Genomic DNA, 18,303 nt, shown 5'->3' with positions numbered 1-18,303 from the left:
TGATCCTTGCGTTCCCCGCGCCAGAATTACTCAGACAAATTTTGTCGTCAATTGTCCGAAGGTCGGTATTGGAGCGCCGCTTCGGCCCGGAATACCGTGTGAAGGAGCTTTCAATGACCCATTGCGCGCGTTGATATGTTAGCGCTACCATTTGTCGGACATGAGCTGCGCCGCTCGTGAGCCGCGAAACGCCTCTTGGCGCGAGCGTCATGCCCGGCGTGGCGCATCCAAAAAAACACAAGGGAGGAAAGTCCATGAAAGATCACCGTTTGGCGCGACCGGGTCGTCGGGCGCGGCCGCTCGTCGCCGCGCTGGGAGCCTGGGTTCTCGCCCTGGCGCTGGGCCCCGCGGCCGAGGCTCAAGACAGCAAGATGACGCCCATTCCCGTTCCCGCGCAGCAGAACGCGATCGTGCTGGGCACGGGGACCCTGCCGGGCGCGACCTCGCCGGAATCCTGGCATCGGCAGTACAACAGCGTCTTCGCCCGCAATGTCACCGTCGCGACCTTGACGCCCTTCCTGCCCGATCCGGCCAAGGCGACGGGGGCGGCGGTCATCGTCGCCCCGGGCGGCGGGTTTCGCACCCTGTCGATGGAAAACGAGGGCTGGGATGTCGCCCGCGCGCTGGCCGACAAGGGTGTGGCCGCCTTCGTGCTCAAATACCGGCTGAACCAGACGCCGCCGGACATGCCCGGCTTCGAGCGTTCGATGAGCGAGATGTTCTCGGCCACCGCGCAAAGGCCGCGACCCGATCCGCGGGCGGCGATCGCGGGTCTGGCGCCTCAGATCGCCGACTCGCGCGCGGCGTTCGCGCTCGTTCGCCAGCGGGCGGCGGAGTGGCGGATCGATCCCGATCGCATCGGCATGGTGGGCTTCTCCGCCGGCGCGATGCTGACCCTGGCGACGACCCTGGCGGGGGAAGACGCCAAGCCCGCCTTCATCGGCCTGATCTATGGGCCGCTTTCGCCCGTGGTCGCCCCGGCCGACGCCCCGCCGATGTTCGTCGCCCTGGCCGCCGACGATCCATTCTTCGCCAACAGCGGCGTGGGGCTGATCGACAGCTGGCGGTCCGCCAAGCGTCCGGTCGAGTTTCACCTCTACGAGCAAGGCGGGCATGGGTTCGGCATGTACCAGAAGCCCACGACCAGCACCGGCTGGTTCGACGCCTATGTGCGCTGGCTCGGCATGCACGGCTTGCTGAAGGCCAAGTCGTAGACCGCTCCGGATGACGGCGGAGGCGCGCTCGCGGCGGGCCTCCGCCGTCTATGTCCTCACCCCTGTTTGGGCGTGGTGTTGATCATCCACGGGATGCCGAACTTGTCGGTCAGGCTGCCATAGCCCGGGGACCAGAAGGTCTCGGCGAAGGGCATGCCGACCTTGCCGCCTTCGGACAGGGCGTCGAACACCCGGCGGGCCTCGGCCGGGTCGTCGGTGTGGTAGGTGACGTCGAAGCCGTTCTTGGGCTTGTCGATGTTGGGGGCGAACTCGGGCGGCATGTCCGCGCCCATGATCGACTGGTCGCCGACGTCCAGCCAGGCGTGCATCAGCCAGTCCTTGTACTGGGGATCCATCGGCGGGCCGCCGGGCGGGCCCTCGCCGAACGGGAAGGCGGCGGTGACCTTGCCGCCCAGCACCTGGGCGTAGAAGTCGAAGGCCTGGCGGCACTCGCCCTTGAACGAGAGGCTGGTGACGATCTTCATTGCGTTCCTCCTCGGGTTTCCCTGACGGTAACCGATGTCCGCGACGGTTTCACGCCAGGGCGCCGGGACCTGTCAGCAGTCACCCTCGGGCGTAGGCGCCCTCATGCATAGGCGTATGGCCCGCCGCGCTCGAGGGCGCGCTGGTAGGCGGGGCGGGCGTGGATCTTGGCCAGGAACGCCTTCACATGCGGACGGGTCGAGGCCCCGCCCCGCGCGGCGCCGGCCTCCAGCGGGAAGCTCATCATGATGTCGGCCCCGGTCATCTCGCTTCCGGCGAACCATTCGGACTTGGAAAGCTCGGCCTCCCAGTAGTCGACATGGGCTTTCAGCTGCGGGTCGACGAAGCTGGCCTGGGCCTTGCCGGCGATCGACTTGACCAGGCCCTTCATCAGCCCGGGCGCGCGGGCGGGCAGGGCGGTGAAGACCAGCTTCAGCAGCAGCGGCGTCATGGCCGAGCCCTCGGCGTAGTGCAGCCAGTAGGTATGGCGCAGGCGCTCGGGCGTGCCCGCCGCCGGGATCAGCCGGCCGTCGCCGTAGTTTTCCAGGATGTACTCCACGATCGCCCCGGTCTCGGCGATGACCTTGTCGCCGTCGGTGATCACCGGCGACTTGCCGAGCGGGTGGATGGCCTTCAGCTCGGGCGGGGCCAGCATGGTCTTGGCGTCGCGCTCGTAGCGCTTGATCTCGTAGGGGAGACCCAACTCCTCCAGCAGCCACAGCACCCGCTGGCTGCGCGAGTTGTTCAGGTGGTGGACTACGATCATCGGACGCTCCCCGTCATGTACGTCTTGTTGCGTGAACGATGATCACTCGTTCAACGTTCTGCAAGGTTTACCAAGCTTCCTTCTCCTTTGAGTCGAGTCGGGGGACTGGAATGATCGGAGCGTTCAAGCGGTTGTCGTTGGCTGGAAAGCTGATGACGGCGGGCGGCGCCGCGCTTGGCGCGCTGCTGATCGCGGGATCGCTGCTGATCACCTGGCAGAGCGGCAAGGCAATGCGCGGCCTGGCCGAGCGCTACGCCGCCACCGTGACCGCCCAGACCGGCCAGGAGATCAAGAACGACCTGGACGACGCCGACGCCGTCGTTCGGGCTTCGGCCGGCCTGTTCGCCGCGTCCTACGAGGCCGGCCAGCGCGACCGCGCCCAGTACCTGGCCCAGCTGAAGCCGATCTCGGCCGCGTCCAAGACCATGCTGGGCGGCTGGCTGATGTTCGCGCCCGGCGCGCTGGGCGACGACGCCGCCGTCGCCGGCCGCGCCGACCTGGGCTCGACGGCCCAGGGGCGCTTCATCGGCTACTGGGTGCGCAACGGCGACACCCTGACCGCCGAGCAGGGCGAGGACAACGAGTTCGGCGAGGACTTCTTCAAGACCAGTTTCGACAGCGGCAAGCCGGCGATCCTGGAGCCCTATCGCGACAACATCACCGACGGCGGCCAGACCAAGTACGTGCTGATGACCTCGATCACCTACCCGGTGATCGCGGGCGGCAAGACCGTGGGGGTCATGGGCGCCGACCTGGCGCTGGACGACATCGCCGGTCGCCTCAACGCCCTGAAGCCCTTCGACGGCGGCCGCGCCATGCTGGTCTCGCCCGGCGGCCTGTGGGTCTCGCACCCCGAGGCGGCGCTGCGCATGAAGGCCTATGCCGATCCGGGCCTGGACCAGATCAAGGCCGTGATCGCCGGCGGCGGGCCGACCGTGATCGCGGGCGTCAAGATCGGCGACAAGCGCGCCGAGCGCCTGGTGGCCCCGGTGCGGCTGGCCTCGGGCGCGACCTGGGCGGTGGTGGTCGACGTCACCGAGGAGGCCCTGCTGGCCCCCGCGCGGCAGCTGGCCCTGGGCCTGGCCATCGGCGGCCTGGTGCTGCTGCTGGCCGCCCTGGGCGTGCTGGCCGCGACCTCGCGCAAGCTGATCGCCAAGCCGCTGCTGACCCTGCGCGACACCGTACGGGTGATGGCCGAGCACCGCTACGACCAGCCGGTGGCCGAGCTGGAGCGCGCCGACGAGATCGGTTCGATCGCCCGCTCGCTGGAGACCCTGCGCGCCGAGCTGGAGCGAGCCCAGGCCCTGCGCGACCAGCAGGACGCCCTGCGCCAGGCCGCCGACGCCGACCGCGACCGCGCCGCCGCCCTGACCCTGTCGATCGACGAGCAGACCGCCGTGGTCCGCCAGGTGGGCGAGGCCCTGGCCGCCGTGGCCGAGGGCGACCTTTCCCGCCGCATCGCCGGTCCGTTCGCGCCGGTCTACGAGCCGCTGCGCGCAGACTTCAACCGCGCCGTCGAGAGCCTGGACCAGGCGATCGGCGAGATCGCCGAGGCCGCCGACGCGATCGGCGCGGCCAGCGACACCCTCTCGCAATCGTCCACCGAGCTGGCCCGTCGCACAGAGCGCCAGGCCCAGGGCCTGGAGCGCGCCGCAGGCTCGCTGAACGCCGTCACCGGCGCCATGGGCGAGGTCGCCGGCGGGGCCGACGAGACCCGTCGCCTGGTCGCTTCAGCGCGCACCGAGGCCGACGAAGGCGGGTCGCTGGTCAGCGAGTCCGCCCGCACCATGGGCGAGATCGACGCCTCTTCGCGCCAGATCGGCGACATCGTCGGCCTGATCGACGAGATCGCCTTCCAGACCAACCTGCTGGCCTTGAACGCCGGGGTCGAGGCGGCCCGGGCGGGCGAGGCCGGTCGCGGCTTCGCGGTGGTCGCCCAGGAAGTCCGGGCCCTGGCCCAGCGCTCGGCGGACTCGGCCCGGCAGATCAAGACCCTGATCGGCGAATCGAACGTCCGCGTCGAGGCGGGCGTGGCCCAGGTCGAGCGCACCGGCGCGGCCCTGCACGGCGTCGCCGGCCGCATGGCCGGCATCGACGCGGCCGCCACCCGCATCGCCTCGTCGGTCCGCGAACAGGCCCAGGACCTCTCGGCCGTCAACGGCGAGGTCGCCGAGATTGAGCGCTTCACGCAAGCGAACCTGGCCATGGTCGAGAACGCCCGCGTCGCCGACCAGGCCCTGGCCGGCCAGGGCGCGCGGCTGATGGACCTGGTCGGCCGCTTCCGGCTGGGACGGGGCGCTGCTGCTCGCCGCGCTGCATAACCATTCTTGCCTTCCTAGGCCTTGTGCCTAGGAAGGCAAATTGAAGGAGCGAGCGAGAGAGTGAGTGGCGCGCGGAATTAGCTCCCCACCACGCTTTCGACGATGTGCGCCCGGTAGAGCACCGCGATCAGGTCCGTCTGGGTGATCACCCCGATCAGCCGTCGCTCGCCGTCGACCACCATGGCCTCGTGGGTGTGGCCGCTGGACAGGATCGGCAGCAGGGCCGCGACGGGCGTGCCTTCCATGACCTTGTGGACGAACGGGTCCAGCGCCGCCTCGACCTTGCGCCGGCGATTGGTCTGCAGCTCGGCGCGGCGGGCCATGCCGATCACCCGGTTCTCGGCGTCGACCACCGGGGCGGCGCGCAGGTCGTGCTCGCGCATGTACGCAAGAGCGCTTTCGGCCGACTGGTCGTGGTGCAGGCTGATGACGTCGCGGGACATCACGTCGCCGCAGCGGATCTGGCTGTGCAGGCGCTGGGCGGCCGACAGTTCGACCTCGCGGAACAGGGCGTCCAGGTCCTCGCGGCTGACGTCCAGCAGCTCGCCGTAGCGGGCCAGGGCCACATCCAGGTCGGTGGTGCTGTAGCCGATCCGGGCGGCCGGGGCGGGATCCTTGGTGCCGTGCGGGCTGGCCGGGGCGACGGGCGGGCGGTGCGGATAGGAGTGGCCGGTGAGCCGGCCCCAGATCATCCCCGCGCCGGTCAGCAGCAGGGAGTCGACCGCCACCGGATTGAACGCGAACAGGTAGCCGGCCTCGGCCACCTTGGGCCCGCCGATCACGCAGATCAGGGCCACGGCCCCGCCCGGCGGGTGCAGGCAGCCCAGCAGCATCATCGTCGCGATCGCGGCCCCCACGGCCAGGGGCGCAGCGACCAGGGTCTGGGGGACCAGCATGGCCACGGTGATCCCGACCAGGGCGGAGACGATGTTGCCGCCCAGCACCGAACGTGGCTGGGCCAGCGGACTGGCCGGCACGGCGAACACCAGCACCGCCGACGCCCCGATCGGCGCGACCAGCAGCGGGTGCAGCCAATCGGCGCCGCCCACGGCGAAACGCCCCAGCAGACCAGCGAACAGCAGGCCCAGCAGCGCCCCCGCGCCGCCGCGCAGGGCGTCGATCGGCCGGATAGGGCTCTTGCCCCGGACGAGGGTGTGGAGACGCGCGATCATGGCCGGCGCTCTTAGACCGACCGCGCGGCCTGGTCTTTCGGTTTTTTGTACAGCCGGTTCAAGAAATGCCGGGGCCGGGCTGCCTCGGCAGGTAATGTCGAGCCAATCCGTGCTGGTCTGCTACGCTCGGCGTCTCACTCTGCCCGAGAGGACGCGGAAATGAAGGCCGTTCCAGTTCGTAGTCTCGTGACCTGTGCGCTGGCCCTTACGCTGATCGGCTGCGGAGGCCCCTCGGGCGGTCAGAGCGCCGCGGACCGCGACCAGGCCAAAGCGGGGGGAAAAGTCCCGAGAGGTTCGGCGGAGGCTCGGGCCTATGTCGCCCAGTTCACGAAGAAGGATCCGGACACGTGCTTCAAAGAGGATGTGGCGCTTAAGCAGCCGGCGCTGAAGGGTCCTGTCGGCGACATCGCCCCGCGGGTTCCGCCGACCCGCGTGATCGTGATGATCGACGGGTCCGGTTCGATGGCCGGACGCATGGGCGGGCGGACCAAGCTCGAGCTGGCGCGGGAGGCGGCGCTCGGCTTCGTCGACGGACTGCCCGCGTCGGTGCAGACGTCTCTGCTGGTCTTTGGCCAGCAGGGCGACAATAGCCAGGCCGGCAAGGCGAAATCCTGTTCCGCCATCGACGTGCTCGCGCCGATGTCGGCGGATCAGGGGCCACTCCGCGCGGCGCTGGGGCAGGTCCGCGCGGTCGGATGGACGCCGCTGGCCGCCGGACTCGATCGGGCCGAAGCGCTGCTGGCCGCCTCCGCCACGCCCGGAGAGCAGGTCATCTATGTCGTGTCGGACGGGGAAGAGACGTGCGGCGGCGATCCCGTGGCCGTCGCCCGTCGGATCAACAGCGGCCGCACGCGGGCGATCGTCAACGTCATCGGCTTCAACCTGCCGTCGGGCGAGGCTGCGAAACTGACCGCGGTCGCGCGCGCGGGCGGCGGCGGGTTCGTCAACCTGTCCAACGCGGCGGAGCTCGAGCGATTCACGGCGGAAGTGCGGGAATCGATCCGACGGACGGACAACGAGGTCGCGACCAGCATCGCCACGACCGACAACAATGTGGCGACCAGCATCGCCATCACCGACGCCGAGACCTGCGTCTCAATTCTCGCCACTGACGAGGACACGGCCATGTCCATCGACCTCACGGATCGCGAAGTGGCCGGCCGCCCCGTATCCTTCCGGGAGGACGCCAAGGCCTTGTTGAAGGCGCGCCACGACGCGCTGCGGGCGAGGCTTGAGGCCTATCGGGCCAGACTTACCGCCGCGGAGGCGGGGGCGAAACGGCGCATCGATTCAGCGGCGGACGCGGCCCGCTGAGCGTTCGCCTCATCGAGCAAGGCCGAAACGACCGGCGCGCGCCCATCGCGGTCGCGTTTCCTCACGCCCCAGGCGGATGCGCCAGGGCCTTCAGGTCTGGATCCACCCAGCCCCGCCGGGCCTCGACCGAGAACAGGCGCTCGCGCGACCAGTGGGTCAGGGGCCAGGCCTTGTCGCCCATCGGCGTGGCCAGCAGGGCGGCGGCGGCCTCGGCGTCGGGCGTTTCCGGGGCCAGGCCGGCGGCGAAGGCGCGGATGCCGGCCAGATAGGCCTGGGTGATGGTCTCGTGATAGCCGCCGTGGTCGTCGTTCACCCCGCCGACCGCGACGTTGTAGGCGCGGATGATGTTCGGCAGGTCGCGCTCCAGTCCCGCGTCGCGGACGCGGACCAGGCGCAGGGTGGCCGTCAGGTGGGCGGCGTGGGTCCACTGGTCCTTGGGCAGGGTCCGGTCCAGCAGGCGTTCGGCGAGGGCGGCGATGGCTTCGTTCGTATAGGCGGTCATGCCCGCCATTTAGGGAACGTTGTTCGCCATTTCTAGCGAAGCTTGCTGATCCCGCTGACGAGCAGGGACACGACGATCCCGCCGACGATGACATTGAGCAGTCTCATGTCCGGCGCCAGCACCGACGACCACCCGGGAACGCTGAAGGTGATGGCGAGGGCCAGGGCGACAACGAAGACGACCGCCAGGGCCAGTATGCGGACGCCTTCCGCTCGGCGTGGGGTCAGCCACATTACGGGTCTCCTCGAGGGGATGTCAGACTCTCCGTCGGTCGGCGCTCGGCGTCCAGCCGGATGACCACGTCGGCGGCGGCGGGCAGGTCCTGGGCGATCCAGCGGGTCAGGCGCTCGTAGTGGGCGACGAAGCGGTCGAGGGCGGGGCCATCCATCGTCTGGCCGGGATCGCGGCCCAGATCGGCGAGGCGCGCGCGCAGCTTGTCCTCCTGCTCGCCGCGCCAGGCGCGGACGACGGCGAAGTCCGGGGCGGTGATCAGCGCCAGGCGGTCCAGGCGCGCGAACAGGGCGCTGTAGGGACCGGCCAGGGCGGCGTTGGCGAAGCCGCGCCAGGTTCCGTCAGGGTCCTCGTCGCGTTCCAGCGCGTTGACCGGCGCCGCCAGGGCCTCGGACGGCTGGGGATGGGCCCCCACGCACCAGCCTTCCAGCAGCACGATGTCGGCTGGACCCTCGAAGACCGGCCAGTCGGCGACGGGGACGCGATCGTCGGCGGCCTTGTCGAAACGGGGCAGGGCGGTGGGACCCGGACTGGCCAGGCCGTCCAGCGTCGCCAGGCCCAGGACCGGGTCGTGGGTGCCGGGGACGCCGCGCGTGCGCAGCAGCGGATGGACCGCGCGGGCCAGCCGCTCGCGCGCGGCGCGGGGCAGGTAGAGGTCGTCGATCGACAGAGTCGCGACCTTCAGACCGCGCGCCTCCAGCAGCCAGGCCAGCAGGCTGGTCAGGGTCGACTTGCCCGAGCCCTGGGGGCCGCATAGCCCGACCGTCAGCGGGCCGCCCTCGCGCTCCTCGGCCCAGAAGGCCAGGCGGCGGGCCAGCGGCCGGTGCAGGCGCGCCGCCAGGTCGGCGAAGCTGGGCGGCAGGCGCTCGTCGCGGACGAAGGCCGAGACCAGGGCGCTCTCGCTGGTCATGGCCTGGCCATCAGAACGCGTTGCTCCAGCGCGCCTGCTCGGGCAGCGGCAGACTGGCCTCGAAGACCAGGCCGTCGGGCCGGAAGTCGAAGCGGGCCTGGCCCTTCTGCTCGCGGCGGATGGAGCCCTCGATCAGGCGGGTGCCGAAGCCGGGCTGGGCGGGCGGCGTCACCGGCGGGCCGCCGACGTCGCGCCAGGAGAAGGCCAGGACGTCGGTCACCGGATCCAGCCGCCAGGTGATCTCGACCCGGCCGCCGGTCGCCGACAGGGCCCCGTACTTGGCGCTGTTGGTGGCCAGCTCGTGGAACACCATCGACAGCCCCACCGCCGTGTGCGGGGCCAGGGCGATCTCGGGCCCCGCCCGGTCGACGCGCTCGGCATGGGCGCCGACGCTGGCGGCGACCAGCGCGCCCATGTCGGCCTCGCGCCAGCCGCTGCGGGTCAGGAGGTCGTGGGCGGCCGACAGGGCGATCAGCCGGTCGGTGAACACCTCCAGCGGCGCGCCGTCCACCTTGGCGAAGGTCTGGCGCGCCAGGGCCTGGACGGTGGCCAGGGTGTTCTTCACCCGGTGGTTCAGCTCGTTAATCATCACCCCCTGGCGTTCCTCGCGGGCCTTCAGCTCGCGCGAGGCCGAGCGCAGGGCGGCGTGGACGGCGGCGATCTCCTCCAGGCTGCCGGTGGGGGCCGGCGGCAGGCTCTCGCGGCGGCCGATGGCCTGGGCGTCCAGGACCAGCTGGCGCATCTCGTCGTTGATGCGGCGCGAATAGACCAGGGACAGGGCGATCCCCAGGCCCAGCAGCACCAGGAAGATCCCGCCGCCCAGGGCCACCGAGCGATTGACCGCGCTGGCCAGGTCCTGGCGCGGGATGGCCACCACCAGGGTCCAACCGGTCTGGGGCGAGCGCGTGTAGGCGACCATCGTCGGCACGCCTTCCAGGGACTGGCTCTTGTTCACGCCCTCGGTGGAGTGGCGCAGGTTCTCCTCCATGTCCTTGGAGGCCAGGGCGCCGGTGAATTTCTCGTTGAGGCGCGAGCGGGCGATGACCCGGCGATTGTTGTCCAGCAGGGTGGCCACCCAGTTGTCGGGCACTCGCTGCTGGCGGAACACCGAGGTGAACGAGGTCGCCTCCACCACATAGGCCAGGATGTAGGGCTTGCCCTTGACCATGATCGGGGTGGCGACCGTGATCACCGGCCTGCCGGCGACCTTGCCCTGGCGCAGGTCCGAGATCTTGCTGCGGCCGGCCAGCAGGGCGGTGGTCAGCTCGTTGGCGCGCGTCGACCGGGGCAGGGGCGCGCCGTAGGGCTTGAGGGTGTTGAGAATCTGCTGGCCGTCGACGTCGGACACGACGATCCAGCCCGGCCGCTTCTGGGCCACGCGCTGGGCGCGGGCGTGGAAGTCGGCCCAGTCGCCGTTGAGCAGGGCCTGGTCGGTGGCCAGGGTCTCGGCGACCGAGATGCCGACGGCGGCCTGGCGGTCGACGGCGCCCGACAGGGCCCGGGCGGTGGTGACCAGCTGCTGGTAGAGCTGTCCGCGCGACTCGCGATCGGCGCTGGCCAGCAGCAGGCCCATCGACAGCAGGGCCGGGACCAGCAGGCTGACGGTCAGGAGGACGAGGCGGCCGCGCACGGAGCCGACGCGGCGTCGCGGGCCGTAATCCTCTCCTTCGAGGTTCGCGCCTCCGGAGCCATCCATGCGCAGGCGCGCCCGCTGCGACGAGAGCGCCGCATCGCCCTCTGAGCTTGTATAGCGAAGCGAGTCGCGTCCGGCGTCCCAAAAATCCGCCGTTTCAGTTCGGGAGCCGAACGGTGTCTGTTATGTAGCTGGGCCGTATCCCTGGCGGGGCTTTGTGCGTTATGAGACGGCCATGAAGAACCTGCCCAACATCCTGACCGCTTCGCGCCTGGTGATGGCGCTGTTCATGTTCGTCGCTCTGGCGGCCGCCGCCGGCGCGGTGCCGTGGGTCAGCGACCAGCTGACCGCCGAAAGCCAGCTGCGGCTGGAGCGTTGGGCGTTCTACGCCTTCGTCGTCGCCTCGGTGACCGACTTCTTCGACGGCTGGCTGGCGCGCAAGCTGGACGCGGTCAGCATCTGGGGCGCGATCCTGGACCCGATCGGCGACAAGATCCTGGTCTGCGGCGCGCTGCTGGGCCTGATGGCCCTGGGCCCCAACGCCATGGTCGTGCTGCCGGCCGGCCTGATCCTGTTCCGCGAATTCACCGTCAGCGCCCTGCGCGAGGTCGGGGCGGGCAAGGGCGTCAAGCTGCCGGTGACCCTGCTGGCCAAGTGGAAGACGACCCTGCAGCTGGTCGCCATCGGCGCCGAGCTGGTCCTGGCGTCCTGGGCCGCCTTCGGCCTGTCGCCGGAGCCCGGCCTGATCGGTGGCTTCACGGTCGCCGCCCACGGCCTGCTGTGGCTCGCTACCCTGGTGACCCTGATCACCGGCGCCCAGTACTGGGAAGCCGCGCGCAAGGCGCTGGGGTAAACCGAACCCTCTCTCCTCTCCCCTTTGGGGGAGGGGGACCGCCGAACGGCGGTGGAGGGGGCTTTGAGGCGCTGAACCTCAGAACCGCTTCGCGGACCCCCTCCGTCTCGCCGCGTATTCGCGGCGATCCACCTCCCCCTAATGGGGAGGAGGGATTGTGACCTCGCGCTGAACCATCCGCTCGTCCCGTCCGTTCCTCCCAAGCACAGCTTCGGGGGGATTTGATCACGTGACGCTTCATCAAGGCCTCGCCTTCGCCCTGATCGCGGCGACCATCGTCGCGTTCATCTGGGGGCGTTGGCGCTACGACGTGATCGCGCTGGTCGCCCTGGCGGCCGGTATGGCCATGGGCCTGATCCCGGTGAAGGCGGCCTTCGAGGGCTTCGCCAACGACATCGTCATCATCATCGCCAGCGCCCTGGTGCTCTCGGCCGCCGTGGCCCGGTCGGGCGTCGTCGACCTGCTGATGGCCCCGCTGCTGCCGAGGCTGAAGGACGAGCGCACGCAGGTCCCGGTCCTGGCCGGAACCACGGCGGTTCTGTCGATGGCCACCAAGAACGTCGGGGCCCTGGCCCTGATGCTGCCCAGCGCCCTGCAACTGGCGCGGCGCACGGGCGTCTCGCCCGGCCGCCTGCTGATGCCGATGGCTTTCGGCTCGCTGGTCGGCGGCCTGGCGGTGCTGGTCGGCACCTCGCCCAACATCATCGTCTCGGAGGTGCGCCAGGAGACCCTGGGCCAGCCGTTCCGCATGTTCGACTTCTTCCCGGTCGGCGGCCTCCTGACCGTGATCGCGGTGATCTATCTGACCTTCGCCTACCGTCTCCTGCCGCGTGAGCGCCGGGCGGCGATCGATATCGACGCCGCCCTGGCCGCCCAGGCCTATGTCACCGAGGTCGAGGTCCCCGAGGAGTGGAGCTTCGAAGAGGGGCGCGTGGGGGCGCTGAAGAAGGCCACCAGCGGCGCGGTCTCGGTCGTCGCCATCCTGCGGGGCCGCGAGCGGATCGAGGCCCCGCACGCCAACCTCAAGATCCAGCCCGGCGACGTCCTGCTGCTGGAGGGCGAACAGCAGGAGCTGAACCAGCTGATCGTCGCGGCGAAGCTGAAGCTTCGCGACGCCGACCGTCCCCTGGTCATGAACAAGCCGACCGAGGAGGTCCGGGTGGTCGAGGCGGTGATCGGCGGCGAATCCGACCTGATCGGCAAGTCGGCCCGCGGCGTGACCCTGAGCGACACCCACGGCGTCAACCTGCTGGGCGTGAGCCGCAGCGGCCATCGGATGGCCGGGCGTCTGGCCACCATCCGCCTCAAAGCCGGCGACCTCATCGTGCTGCAGGGCGCCGAGCAGTCGCTGCCGGGCGCGCTGCAGGCGCTGGGCCTGCTGCCGCTGGCCGAGCGCGAGGTGCGCCTGGGCGGGGTGCGTCATGCGGTGCTGCCCACGGCTATCCTCGTCGCGGCCATGGCCCTGGTGGCCACGGGGGTGATCCCGGTGGCGGCGGGCTTCTTCGGGGCGGCGGTGCTGGTGGTGGCCAGCGGCGCGCTGCGGATGCGCGAGGCCTATGCGGCGCTGGAGGCGCCGGTCCTGGTGCTGGTCGCGGCCCTGATCCCGGTCAGCGACACCATCCAGAAGACCGGCGGCGCGGACCTGATCGCCGGCTGGTTGTCGGGCGCATTCCACGGCCTGCCGCCGATCGCCACCCTGACGGCGATGATGGCGGTGGCCATGGCCGCCACGCCCTTCCTGAACAACGCGGCGACCGTGCTGATCGCCGCCCCGATCGGCATGGGCCTGGCCCAGCGTCTGGGCCTGTCACCCGATCCATTCCTGATGGCCGTGGCGGTCGGGGCGGGCTGCGACTTCCTGACCCCGGTGGGCCACCAGTGCAACACCCTGGTGCTGGGCCCCGGCGGCTACCGGTTCGGCGACTACGCCCGTCTGGGCGCGCCGCTCAGCGCGATGATCCTGCTGGTCGCGCCATGGCTGATCGCCTGGATCTGGCCGTTCGCGCGGTAGATCTCAAGACGCGTCGTTCGCCGCCAGCCGTTCCAGCGCCTCGGCCATTTCGGGCTCGGTCGCGCCGTCCAGCAGCCAGGCCGGATCGGCCGGGGGGCGGTCCTCGTCCTCGCGGCCGACCCGCATCATCGAGGCCAGCAGGCTGACGCCCGTCATCCGCAGAACCATCGTCGTCTCCTTCGCGATGATGTTTCTGAGAATGAATTGCAATTACGACTCCCGCAAGATCGATTTCACGTTCACCGGCCTTTTCGTCACGGCCGCGCGGCGGCGGGACGCCTCGCGCTCTAGAGGGGTGATCACGCTGGCCACCTCGCGGCGCTGGGCGGGCGTGCCGGTGATGTCCAGCCGGCGGGCGTTGGACAGCAGCAGCTTCAGTTCCGTGTCGCTGAGCGTGGGAATTTTCTCGATCAAGGTCATGCCGAATTCCGGTCGTCATCGGACGAAGAGTTTCGTCCGATAAGGCAACGCTCGAAACGGCGGGCGGGGTGCGGAATCCCTCCCAAGTAGACCGGAAATTATTTTTCTTGCCTTTCAAGTTGAAATGTCGACTTATGCGGCATCGAATTCGCTGCCGCTCGGCCTGCTATTCCTTGCTCCCGTGGTGGAGCGCCGGACGCGCCTTCCGAACTTCCAACGAAATTTGATCGTCAGCCGGGACGTTTTCGGACGACGAACATCATGCCTACAAGGATACTCGCCATGGCTACTGGCACCGTGAAGTGGTTCAACAGCGTCAAGGGTTTCGGCTTCATTCAGCCGGACAACGGCGGCTCGGACATCTTCGTCCACATCTCGGCCGTCGAGCGCGCGGGCCTCGGCTCGCTGAACGAAGGTCAGAAGATCTCGTACGAGCCGGAAGTCGACCGCCGCAGCGGCAAGACCTCGGCCGGCCAGCTGCAAGCTGTCTAACGACCCTAGCGGACCGTCAGGTTCTCTGAGATAGGCCAGCGCTCGCGCTGGCCTATTTTCGTTTCGGAAGGCCTCTTGACGCCGAACGCCCACCCGGCTTTCCCATGGGCCATGGCCCGGTTGCTCGCCGCGTTGATGTCCGTCCTGCTGCTGGCCGCCTGCGGCTCGCTGCCGCGTGACCCGTTCACGGCCAGCGATCTGGCCGGCGAGGCTCCGCGGGGCCTCAGCGACGTCCGCTTCAACGCCAGCGACGCGGGCGCCGGCATCCGCTTCGCCGAGGCCGCCCGCACCCGCCGCGTGGGCCAGAAGACCTTCGACGTCCTGGCCATCTCGGGCGGCGGCTCGAATGGGGCGTACGGAGCGGGCGTCCTGGTCGGCTGGACCAAGACCGGCCATCGCCCCGAGTTCGACATCGTCACCGGCGTCTCGACCGGCGCCCTGACCGCGCCGTTCGCCTTCCTGGGTCCCGACTGGGACCGCCGCCTGACCGAGGCCTACACCAGCAAGGCGGCCGACCGGATCCTTGAGCGGCGCGGCTTGGACCTGCTGTTCCGGCCCGGCTTCTACGACACCAAGGCGCTGCGGACGCTGGTCGGCAAATATGTCGATCCGCCGATGCTGTGGGCCATCGCCGCCGAACACGCCCGCGGCCGGCGCCTCTTGATCGCCACCACCAATCTCGACACCGAGGAGACGGTGATCTGGGACATGGGCGCGATCGCCGCCCGAGGCGACGAGGCGTCCCTGAAGCTGTTCCGCGACGTGCTGGTGGCCTCGGCCAGCATCCCCGGCGTCTTCCCGCCGACCCTGATCGAGGTCGAGGGCAGCGGCCGGCGGCTATCGGAGATGCATGTCGACGGCGGGGTGACGACCCCGTTCTTCGTGGCCCCGGAGTCCCTGCTGCTGTGGACCGCGCCCAAGGGCGGCGAGGCGCGGCCGGGCCGGATTACCGTGCTCGTCAACGGCAAGGTCGGCGGGGCCTTCGGCTTCACCAAGGGCGGCACCCTGTCGGTGATGGGACGCTCGTGGCTGACCATGAGCAAGGCCCTGATGCGCACCCACCTGACCGCCAGCGCCGCTTTCGCCCGGCGCAACGGCGGCAGCCTCGTCTATTCGGCCATTCCCGACGACGCGGCGGGGGACACCTCGGGCCTCGACTTCAGCGCCGCCAACCGCCAGCTCCTGTTCGAGCTGGGCCGCCAGCGGGCCGAGGCGGGGACCGCCTGGACCACGCCCGCGACCCCCGAGGACGCCAAGCCGCCTATCGCGGTCCCGTCCAGCCCGCCGGCGGCGCGCCCGTGAAGTCGGCCATCTGCGCGGCCAGCGCCTTCTGGAAGGTCGGCCGCGCGGTGCAGCGCGCCAGATAGGCTTCCAGCGCCGGCGTCTCGGCCAGCATCGCCTCGGGAACCATGCGCAGCACGTCGGCCATCAGGAGGTCGCCGGCCGTGAAGGCCGCGCCGTCCAGATAGGCGTTGTCGCCCAGGCGCGCGGCCAGCTCGCCCAGCCGCTGGCGGACCCAGCCCTCGACGCGCGGACGGTGCCCCTCGGTCCAGGCCTGGCCGGCGCAGAAGATGTTGAGTTCGGCCAGCATGGCGATCGGGATCTCCAGGGTGTTCAGGGCGCAGAACATCCAGGTCTGGACCCGCGCCCGGCCGGCCGTGTCGCGCGGCATCAGCGCCTCGGACAGCTCGGCGATGTGCAGCACGATCGCGCCGCTCTCGAACATCTCGACCTCGTCATCGACATAGGCCGGCACCTGGCCGAACGGCTGCTTGGCGCGGTAGGCGGTCTTGTCGTCCAGGCGGATCAGCTCGGCGTCATAGGCCAGGCCGGCTTCCTCCAGGGCCCAGCGCACCCGCAGGTCGCGGACGCGGCCTCGCGCGACCTCGGGGACCCAGGCATAGGCGGAGACGAGGGGGCCGGTGGGCGCGTTCATTGGACGGTCTCCAGATAGGCGGCGAGCTTGTCGAGCAGGCTGGTCCAGCCGCCGACATGGGAGTCGCGGGCCTCGACGGTCTTGAACGGCGCCTGGTGGAAGCGGAACAGGGTGCGGCCGCTGGCCATCGTCAGGAAGGTGACCGTGACCAGGTTGTCGACGCCCCAGGCGCCGTCCTCCCACTTGAACGTCATGACGATGCGCTCGTTCGGGACGATCTCCTGATAGACGCCCGACTTCCACACCTCGCGGCCCTCGGCGCTCTTCATGCCGTAGCGATAGGTCCCGCCGACGCGGAAATCCTGCTCGACGCCGATCGGCTCGAAGGTCTTGGGCCCCCACCACCTCATCAGGTGCTCGGGCTTGGTCCAGACGCGGAACACCAGCTCGCGCGGGGCGTCGAAGATGCGCTCGATCAGGAGCTCGTCGTCCTGGATCACTACCGTGTCGGTCATGCCTCGGAATCCTTTTCGGCGGCCTGCAGCTCGGCCAGGTAGTCGGCCATGCGGTCGAAGCTGGCGTCCCAGAAGCGGCGATAGTGGTCGATCCAGCCGTAGGCCTTCTTCAGGGCCTCCGGCTCCAGCTTGCAGGGCCGCGCCTGCGCCTCGCGCGAGCGGCTGATCAGGCCCGCGCCCTCCAGCACCTTCAGGTGGCGCGAGACGGCCGGCAGGCTGATGTCGAACGGCTCGGCCAGTTCGTTGACCGTGGCCTCGCCGCTGGCGAGCCGCGCCAGGATCGCCCGCCGGGTCGGGTCGGCCAGGGCCTGGAAGGTGGAGGAGAGGGGATCGGTCATCTATTTAACGCATCTGTTATTTAATGATTTTGTTAAATTAAGAATATGGCCCGGTCAAACGAAAAGCCGGAGGGGGGTCCCTCCGGCTCTAGCGATGTCGGATCCTGCGAGGCGCTTCAGCCCTGCGGGCGCAGCGCCCGGCGGCTGAGCACGGCGTTGGCGATCAGCGCCAGGAATGCCGTCAGGGGCACGAAGAACAGGGCGGGCATGTCCAGCACCAGGGCGCCGATCATGATGCCCAGCCCGGTCACGGCCATGGCCCAGCCCATGCGCAGCGCGACGCGCGTCCAGACGCCCGGAGCCGGCGCGCCCTCGCCGACGGGCGGTTCGACCTTGGCCAGGAAGTTGCCCTGCGCCGTCGTCACCGCGCCCAGGAACAGGGTGATGGCTCGCAGCAGGGCTTCACGACCCAGATTCTCCTCGGCGATGAAGTTGCGGGCTACCCAGGCCTGCATGACCAGCAGCGCCAGGCCCGACGCGATCAGGCTGGCCTCGATCCAGCGTCGGTAGTCCTGCGTCGGACGCGGAATCATCGTGGCTAGGCGGCGCTGAGCAACCAGCCAGCCCGCCGCCAGCCAGATCGGACAGAAGGCGATCACCGCCACTTGGCCGAACAGTCGCCGCCACTCTCGCGAACCGTCGAACGCGGTCAGCAGCGCAAGCTGAGGATGCTTCCAGGCCAGGGACCCCAGGGCGACCAGTGTCATTTCGCCGACGGCGAGCAGCATCACCATCTTGGTCTTGTCCTTCATTTCGAACCCTCCTCGCTGCGCAGGGCAGGATCGCCCTGGATCTGAAGGCCGATCCCGAGGGACTCGGCGAAGCCCAGCAACGCGTCTTCCAACACCGACAGCCGCAGCGTGTAGGTGATGGTCGTCCCCTGTTTGTTGGCGAAGATCAGGCCGGCCTCGCGCAGGGCGGCGAAGTGGGCCGACATCGTCGCCTTGGAACTGGAAAACTGGTTGGCCAGCTCGCCGGCGGTCATTGGACGTTCCCGCAGCAACTGCAGGACGCGACGCCGCGTCGGATCGGACAGGGCCTTGAAGACGGTGCTCATATTTGAAATTTAGCTAAACATCGAAATAAGAGTCCAGCCCCTTTCTTCATGGCATTGCCGATGTCCTCCCGGAGGCGAACCGCGTTCGCTCGCGGGGGCCGTTAACCCCTTCATAAGATGCGGGGTTGCGCCGGACCGACTCCGTCTCTAAACGGGCGGCTTAACCTGCAAGATGGTCGGCAGCGGGCGCGCGGT

The 18,303-nt window shown here is 69.8% G+C and carries 21 protein-coding genes; 7 read left to right on the top strand and 14 right to left on the bottom strand.

Features of this window, described 5'->3' with window-relative positions; all coding sequences use genetic code 11:
• Positions 1–254 precede the first annotated feature (254 nt).
• Entirely contained in the window at positions 255–1,214 is a 960-nt protein-coding gene (locus K8940_RS18145) for an alpha/beta hydrolase (protein ID WP_223391463.1), read from the top strand.
• A gap of 56 nt (positions 1,215–1,270) precedes the next feature.
• On the opposite strand, the gene K8940_RS18140 is transcribed toward K8940_RS18145, so the two are convergent.
• The gene (locus K8940_RS18140) at positions 1,271–1,699 is read right to left on the bottom strand and encodes a VOC family protein (protein ID WP_223391462.1); all 429 of its coding nucleotides are present in this window, start codon (positions 1,697–1,699) and stop codon (positions 1,271–1,273) included.
• A gap of 101 nt (positions 1,700–1,800) precedes the next feature.
• Positions 1,801–2,463, bottom strand: a complete 663-nt coding sequence (locus K8940_RS18135) for a glutathione S-transferase family protein (RefSeq protein ID WP_223391461.1) — start codon at positions 2,461–2,463, stop codon at positions 1,801–1,803.
• Positions 2,464–2,573: 110 nt separating this feature from the next.
• On the opposite strand from K8940_RS18135, the gene K8940_RS18130 reads away from it, so the two are divergent.
• The gene (locus K8940_RS18130; RefSeq protein ID WP_223391460.1) at positions 2,574–4,784 is read left to right on the top strand and encodes a methyl-accepting chemotaxis protein; all 2,211 of its coding nucleotides are present in this window, start codon (positions 2,574–2,576) and stop codon (positions 4,782–4,784) included.
• 77 nt (positions 4,785–4,861) lie between these two features.
• On the opposite strand, the gene K8940_RS18125 is transcribed toward K8940_RS18130, so the two are convergent.
• Complete coding sequence (locus tag K8940_RS18125; protein WP_223391459.1) at positions 4,862–5,956, bottom strand: HPP family protein; 1,095 nt, start codon at positions 5,954–5,956, stop codon at positions 4,862–4,864.
• A gap of 159 nt (positions 5,957–6,115) precedes the next feature.
• On the opposite strand from K8940_RS18125, the gene K8940_RS18120 reads away from it, so the two are divergent.
• Positions 6,116–7,270: a vWA domain-containing protein gene (locus K8940_RS18120; RefSeq protein ID WP_223391458.1), complete on the top strand. Its 1,155-nt coding sequence runs from the start codon at positions 6,116–6,118 to the stop codon at positions 7,268–7,270.
• Between the two features lie 61 nt (positions 7,271–7,331).
• Here K8940_RS18120 and K8940_RS18115 read toward each other — a convergent pair whose 3' ends face one another.
• From K8940_RS18115 to K8940_RS18100, 4 genes are read right to left on the bottom strand one after another with little or no spacing between them, the layout of a single operon-like run.
• Positions 7,332–7,772, bottom strand: coding sequence for a hypothetical protein (locus K8940_RS18115; RefSeq protein WP_223391457.1), 441 nt, complete (start codon positions 7,770–7,772; stop codon positions 7,332–7,334).
• A gap of 32 nt (positions 7,773–7,804) precedes the next feature.
• Positions 7,805–8,005 (bottom strand): hypothetical protein, encoded by a 201-nt coding sequence (locus K8940_RS18110; protein ID WP_223391456.1) that lies wholly within the window; start codon positions 8,003–8,005, stop codon positions 7,805–7,807.
• Positions 8,005–8,913, bottom strand: a complete 909-nt coding sequence (locus K8940_RS18105; RefSeq protein WP_223391455.1) for a kinase — start codon at positions 8,911–8,913, stop codon at positions 8,005–8,007. The genes K8940_RS18110 and K8940_RS18105 overlap by 1 nt, the downstream gene beginning before the upstream one ends.
• 10 nt (positions 8,914–8,923) lie before the next feature.
• Positions 8,924–10,609, bottom strand: a complete 1,686-nt coding sequence (locus tag K8940_RS18100) for a sensor histidine kinase (RefSeq protein ID WP_223391454.1) — start codon at positions 10,607–10,609, stop codon at positions 8,924–8,926.
• Between the two features lie 172 nt (positions 10,610–10,781).
• Here K8940_RS18100 and pgsA point away from each other — a divergent pair, with 172 nt between their 5' ends.
• Complete coding sequence (gene pgsA / locus K8940_RS18095) at positions 10,782–11,399, top strand: CDP-diacylglycerol--glycerol-3-phosphate 3-phosphatidyltransferase (protein ID WP_223391453.1); 618 nt, start codon at positions 10,782–10,784, stop codon at positions 11,397–11,399.
• Positions 11,400–11,628: 229 nt separating this feature from the next.
• Entirely contained in the window at positions 11,629–13,410 is a 1,782-nt protein-coding gene (locus K8940_RS18085) for an SLC13 family permease (protein WP_223391452.1), read from the top strand.
• A 3-nt stretch (positions 13,411–13,413) separates the two neighbouring features.
• Here the strand turns inward: K8940_RS18085 and K8940_RS18080 are convergent, their stop codons facing one another.
• Together K8940_RS18080 and K8940_RS18075 are read right to left on the bottom strand one after the other, a co-directional pair.
• A complete protein-coding gene (locus tag K8940_RS18080; protein WP_223391451.1) occupies positions 13,414–13,578 on the bottom strand; it encodes a hypothetical protein in 165 nt (54 codons plus the stop codon).
• A gap of 42 nt (positions 13,579–13,620) precedes the next feature.
• Positions 13,621–13,830, bottom strand: a complete 210-nt coding sequence (locus tag K8940_RS18075; protein WP_223391450.1) for a hypothetical protein — start codon at positions 13,828–13,830, stop codon at positions 13,621–13,623.
• 282 nt (positions 13,831–14,112) lie between these two features.
• Between K8940_RS18075 and K8940_RS18070 the strand changes: the two genes are divergently transcribed.
• Both K8940_RS18070 and K8940_RS18065 read left to right on the top strand, forming a co-directional pair.
• Complete coding sequence (locus K8940_RS18070) at positions 14,113–14,322, top strand: cold-shock protein (protein WP_223391449.1); 210 nt, start codon at positions 14,113–14,115, stop codon at positions 14,320–14,322.
• Positions 14,323–14,433: 111 nt separating this feature from the next.
• A complete protein-coding gene (locus tag K8940_RS18065) occupies positions 14,434–15,624 on the top strand; it encodes a patatin-like phospholipase family protein (RefSeq protein WP_223391448.1) in 1,191 nt (396 codons plus the stop codon).
• Here K8940_RS18065 and K8940_RS18060 read toward each other — a convergent pair.
• The 5 genes from K8940_RS18060 to K8940_RS18040 form a co-directional block, all read right to left on the bottom strand.
• A complete protein-coding gene (locus tag K8940_RS18060) occupies positions 15,584–16,258 on the bottom strand; it encodes a glutathione S-transferase family protein (RefSeq protein WP_223391447.1) in 675 nt (224 codons plus the stop codon). The two genes, K8940_RS18065 and K8940_RS18060, sit on opposite strands and share 41 nt — an antisense overlap.
• Positions 16,255–16,713, bottom strand: a complete 459-nt coding sequence (locus tag K8940_RS18055; RefSeq protein WP_223391446.1) for an SRPBCC domain-containing protein — start codon at positions 16,711–16,713, stop codon at positions 16,255–16,257. Before K8940_RS18055 ends, K8940_RS18060 begins: the two co-directional genes overlap by 4 nt.
• Complete coding sequence (locus K8940_RS18050; protein ID WP_223391445.1) at positions 16,710–17,051, bottom strand: ArsR/SmtB family transcription factor; 342 nt, start codon at positions 17,049–17,051, stop codon at positions 16,710–16,712. Before K8940_RS18050 ends, K8940_RS18055 begins: the two co-directional genes overlap by 4 nt.
• 116 nt (positions 17,052–17,167) lie before the next feature.
• Positions 17,168–17,803, bottom strand: coding sequence for a hypothetical protein (locus K8940_RS18045; RefSeq protein ID WP_223391444.1), 636 nt, complete (start codon positions 17,801–17,803; stop codon positions 17,168–17,170).
• Positions 17,800–18,108, bottom strand: coding sequence for an autorepressor SdpR family transcription factor (locus K8940_RS18040; protein ID WP_223391443.1), 309 nt, complete (start codon positions 18,106–18,108; stop codon positions 17,800–17,802). The genes K8940_RS18045 and K8940_RS18040 overlap by 4 nt, the downstream gene beginning before the upstream one ends.
• Positions 18,109–18,303: the final 195 nt, after the last annotated feature.

The sequence above is a fragment of the Caulobacter segnis genome (genome assembly GCF_019931575.1).
GTDB lineage: Bacteria > Pseudomonadota > Alphaproteobacteria > Caulobacterales > Caulobacteraceae > Caulobacter > Caulobacter segnis_C.
Note: the sequence above shows the minus strand (reverse complement) of the source record. Positions and strands in the feature narration are given on the sequence as shown.

Coding starts and splice junctions, on each gene's coding strand:
- K8940_RS18135 (WP_223391461.1), bottom strand. CDS start 2,463: ATGATCGTAGTCCACCACCTGAACAACTCGCGCAGCCAGCGGGTGCTG.
- K8940_RS18145 (WP_223391463.1), top strand. CDS start 255: ATGAAAGATCACCGTTTGGCGCGACCGGGTCGTCGGGCGCGGCCGCTC.
- pgsA (WP_223391453.1), top strand. CDS start 10,782: ATGAAGAACCTGCCCAACATCCTGACCGCTTCGCGCCTGGTGATGGCG.
- K8940_RS18070 (WP_223391449.1), top strand. CDS start 14,113: ATGGCTACTGGCACCGTGAAGTGGTTCAACAGCGTCAAGGGTTTCGGC.
- K8940_RS18110 (WP_223391456.1), bottom strand. CDS start 8,005: ATGTGGCTGACCCCACGCCGAGCGGAAGGCGTCCGCATACTGGCCCTG.
- K8940_RS18040 (WP_223391443.1), bottom strand. CDS start 18,108: ATGAGCACCGTCTTCAAGGCCCTGTCCGATCCGACGCGGCGTCGCGTC.
- K8940_RS18080 (WP_223391451.1), bottom strand. CDS start 13,578: ATGGTTCTGCGGATGACGGGCGTCAGCCTGCTGGCCTCGATGATGCGG.
- K8940_RS18140 (WP_223391462.1), bottom strand. CDS start 1,699: ATGAAGATCGTCACCAGCCTCTCGTTCAAGGGCGAGTGCCGCCAGGCC.
- K8940_RS18125 (WP_223391459.1), bottom strand. CDS start 5,956: ATGATCGCGCGTCTCCACACCCTCGTCCGGGGCAAGAGCCCTATCCGG.
- K8940_RS18100 (WP_223391454.1), bottom strand. CDS start 10,609: ATGGATGGCTCCGGAGGCGCGAACCTCGAAGGAGAGGATTACGGCCCG.
- K8940_RS18105 (WP_223391455.1), bottom strand. CDS start 8,913: ATGACCAGCGAGAGCGCCCTGGTCTCGGCCTTCGTCCGCGACGAGCGC.
- K8940_RS18060 (WP_223391447.1), bottom strand. CDS start 16,258: ATGAACGCGCCCACCGGCCCCCTCGTCTCCGCCTATGCCTGGGTCCCC.
- K8940_RS18115 (WP_223391457.1), bottom strand. CDS start 7,772: ATGACCGCCTATACGAACGAAGCCATCGCCGCCCTCGCCGAACGCCTG.
- K8940_RS18050 (WP_223391445.1), bottom strand. CDS start 17,051: ATGACCGATCCCCTCTCCTCCACCTTCCAGGCCCTGGCCGACCCGACC.
- K8940_RS18055 (WP_223391446.1), bottom strand. CDS start 16,713: ATGACCGACACGGTAGTGATCCAGGACGACGAGCTCCTGATCGAGCGC.
- K8940_RS18065 (WP_223391448.1), top strand. CDS start 14,434: ATGGCCCGGTTGCTCGCCGCGTTGATGTCCGTCCTGCTGCTGGCCGCC.
- K8940_RS18130 (WP_223391460.1), top strand. CDS start 2,574: ATGATCGGAGCGTTCAAGCGGTTGTCGTTGGCTGGAAAGCTGATGACG.
- K8940_RS18075 (WP_223391450.1), bottom strand. CDS start 13,830: ATGACCTTGATCGAGAAAATTCCCACGCTCAGCGACACGGAACTGAAG.
- K8940_RS18120 (WP_223391458.1), top strand. CDS start 6,116: ATGAAGGCCGTTCCAGTTCGTAGTCTCGTGACCTGTGCGCTGGCCCTT.
- K8940_RS18045 (WP_223391444.1), bottom strand. CDS start 17,803: ATGAAGGACAAGACCAAGATGGTGATGCTGCTCGCCGTCGGCGAAATG.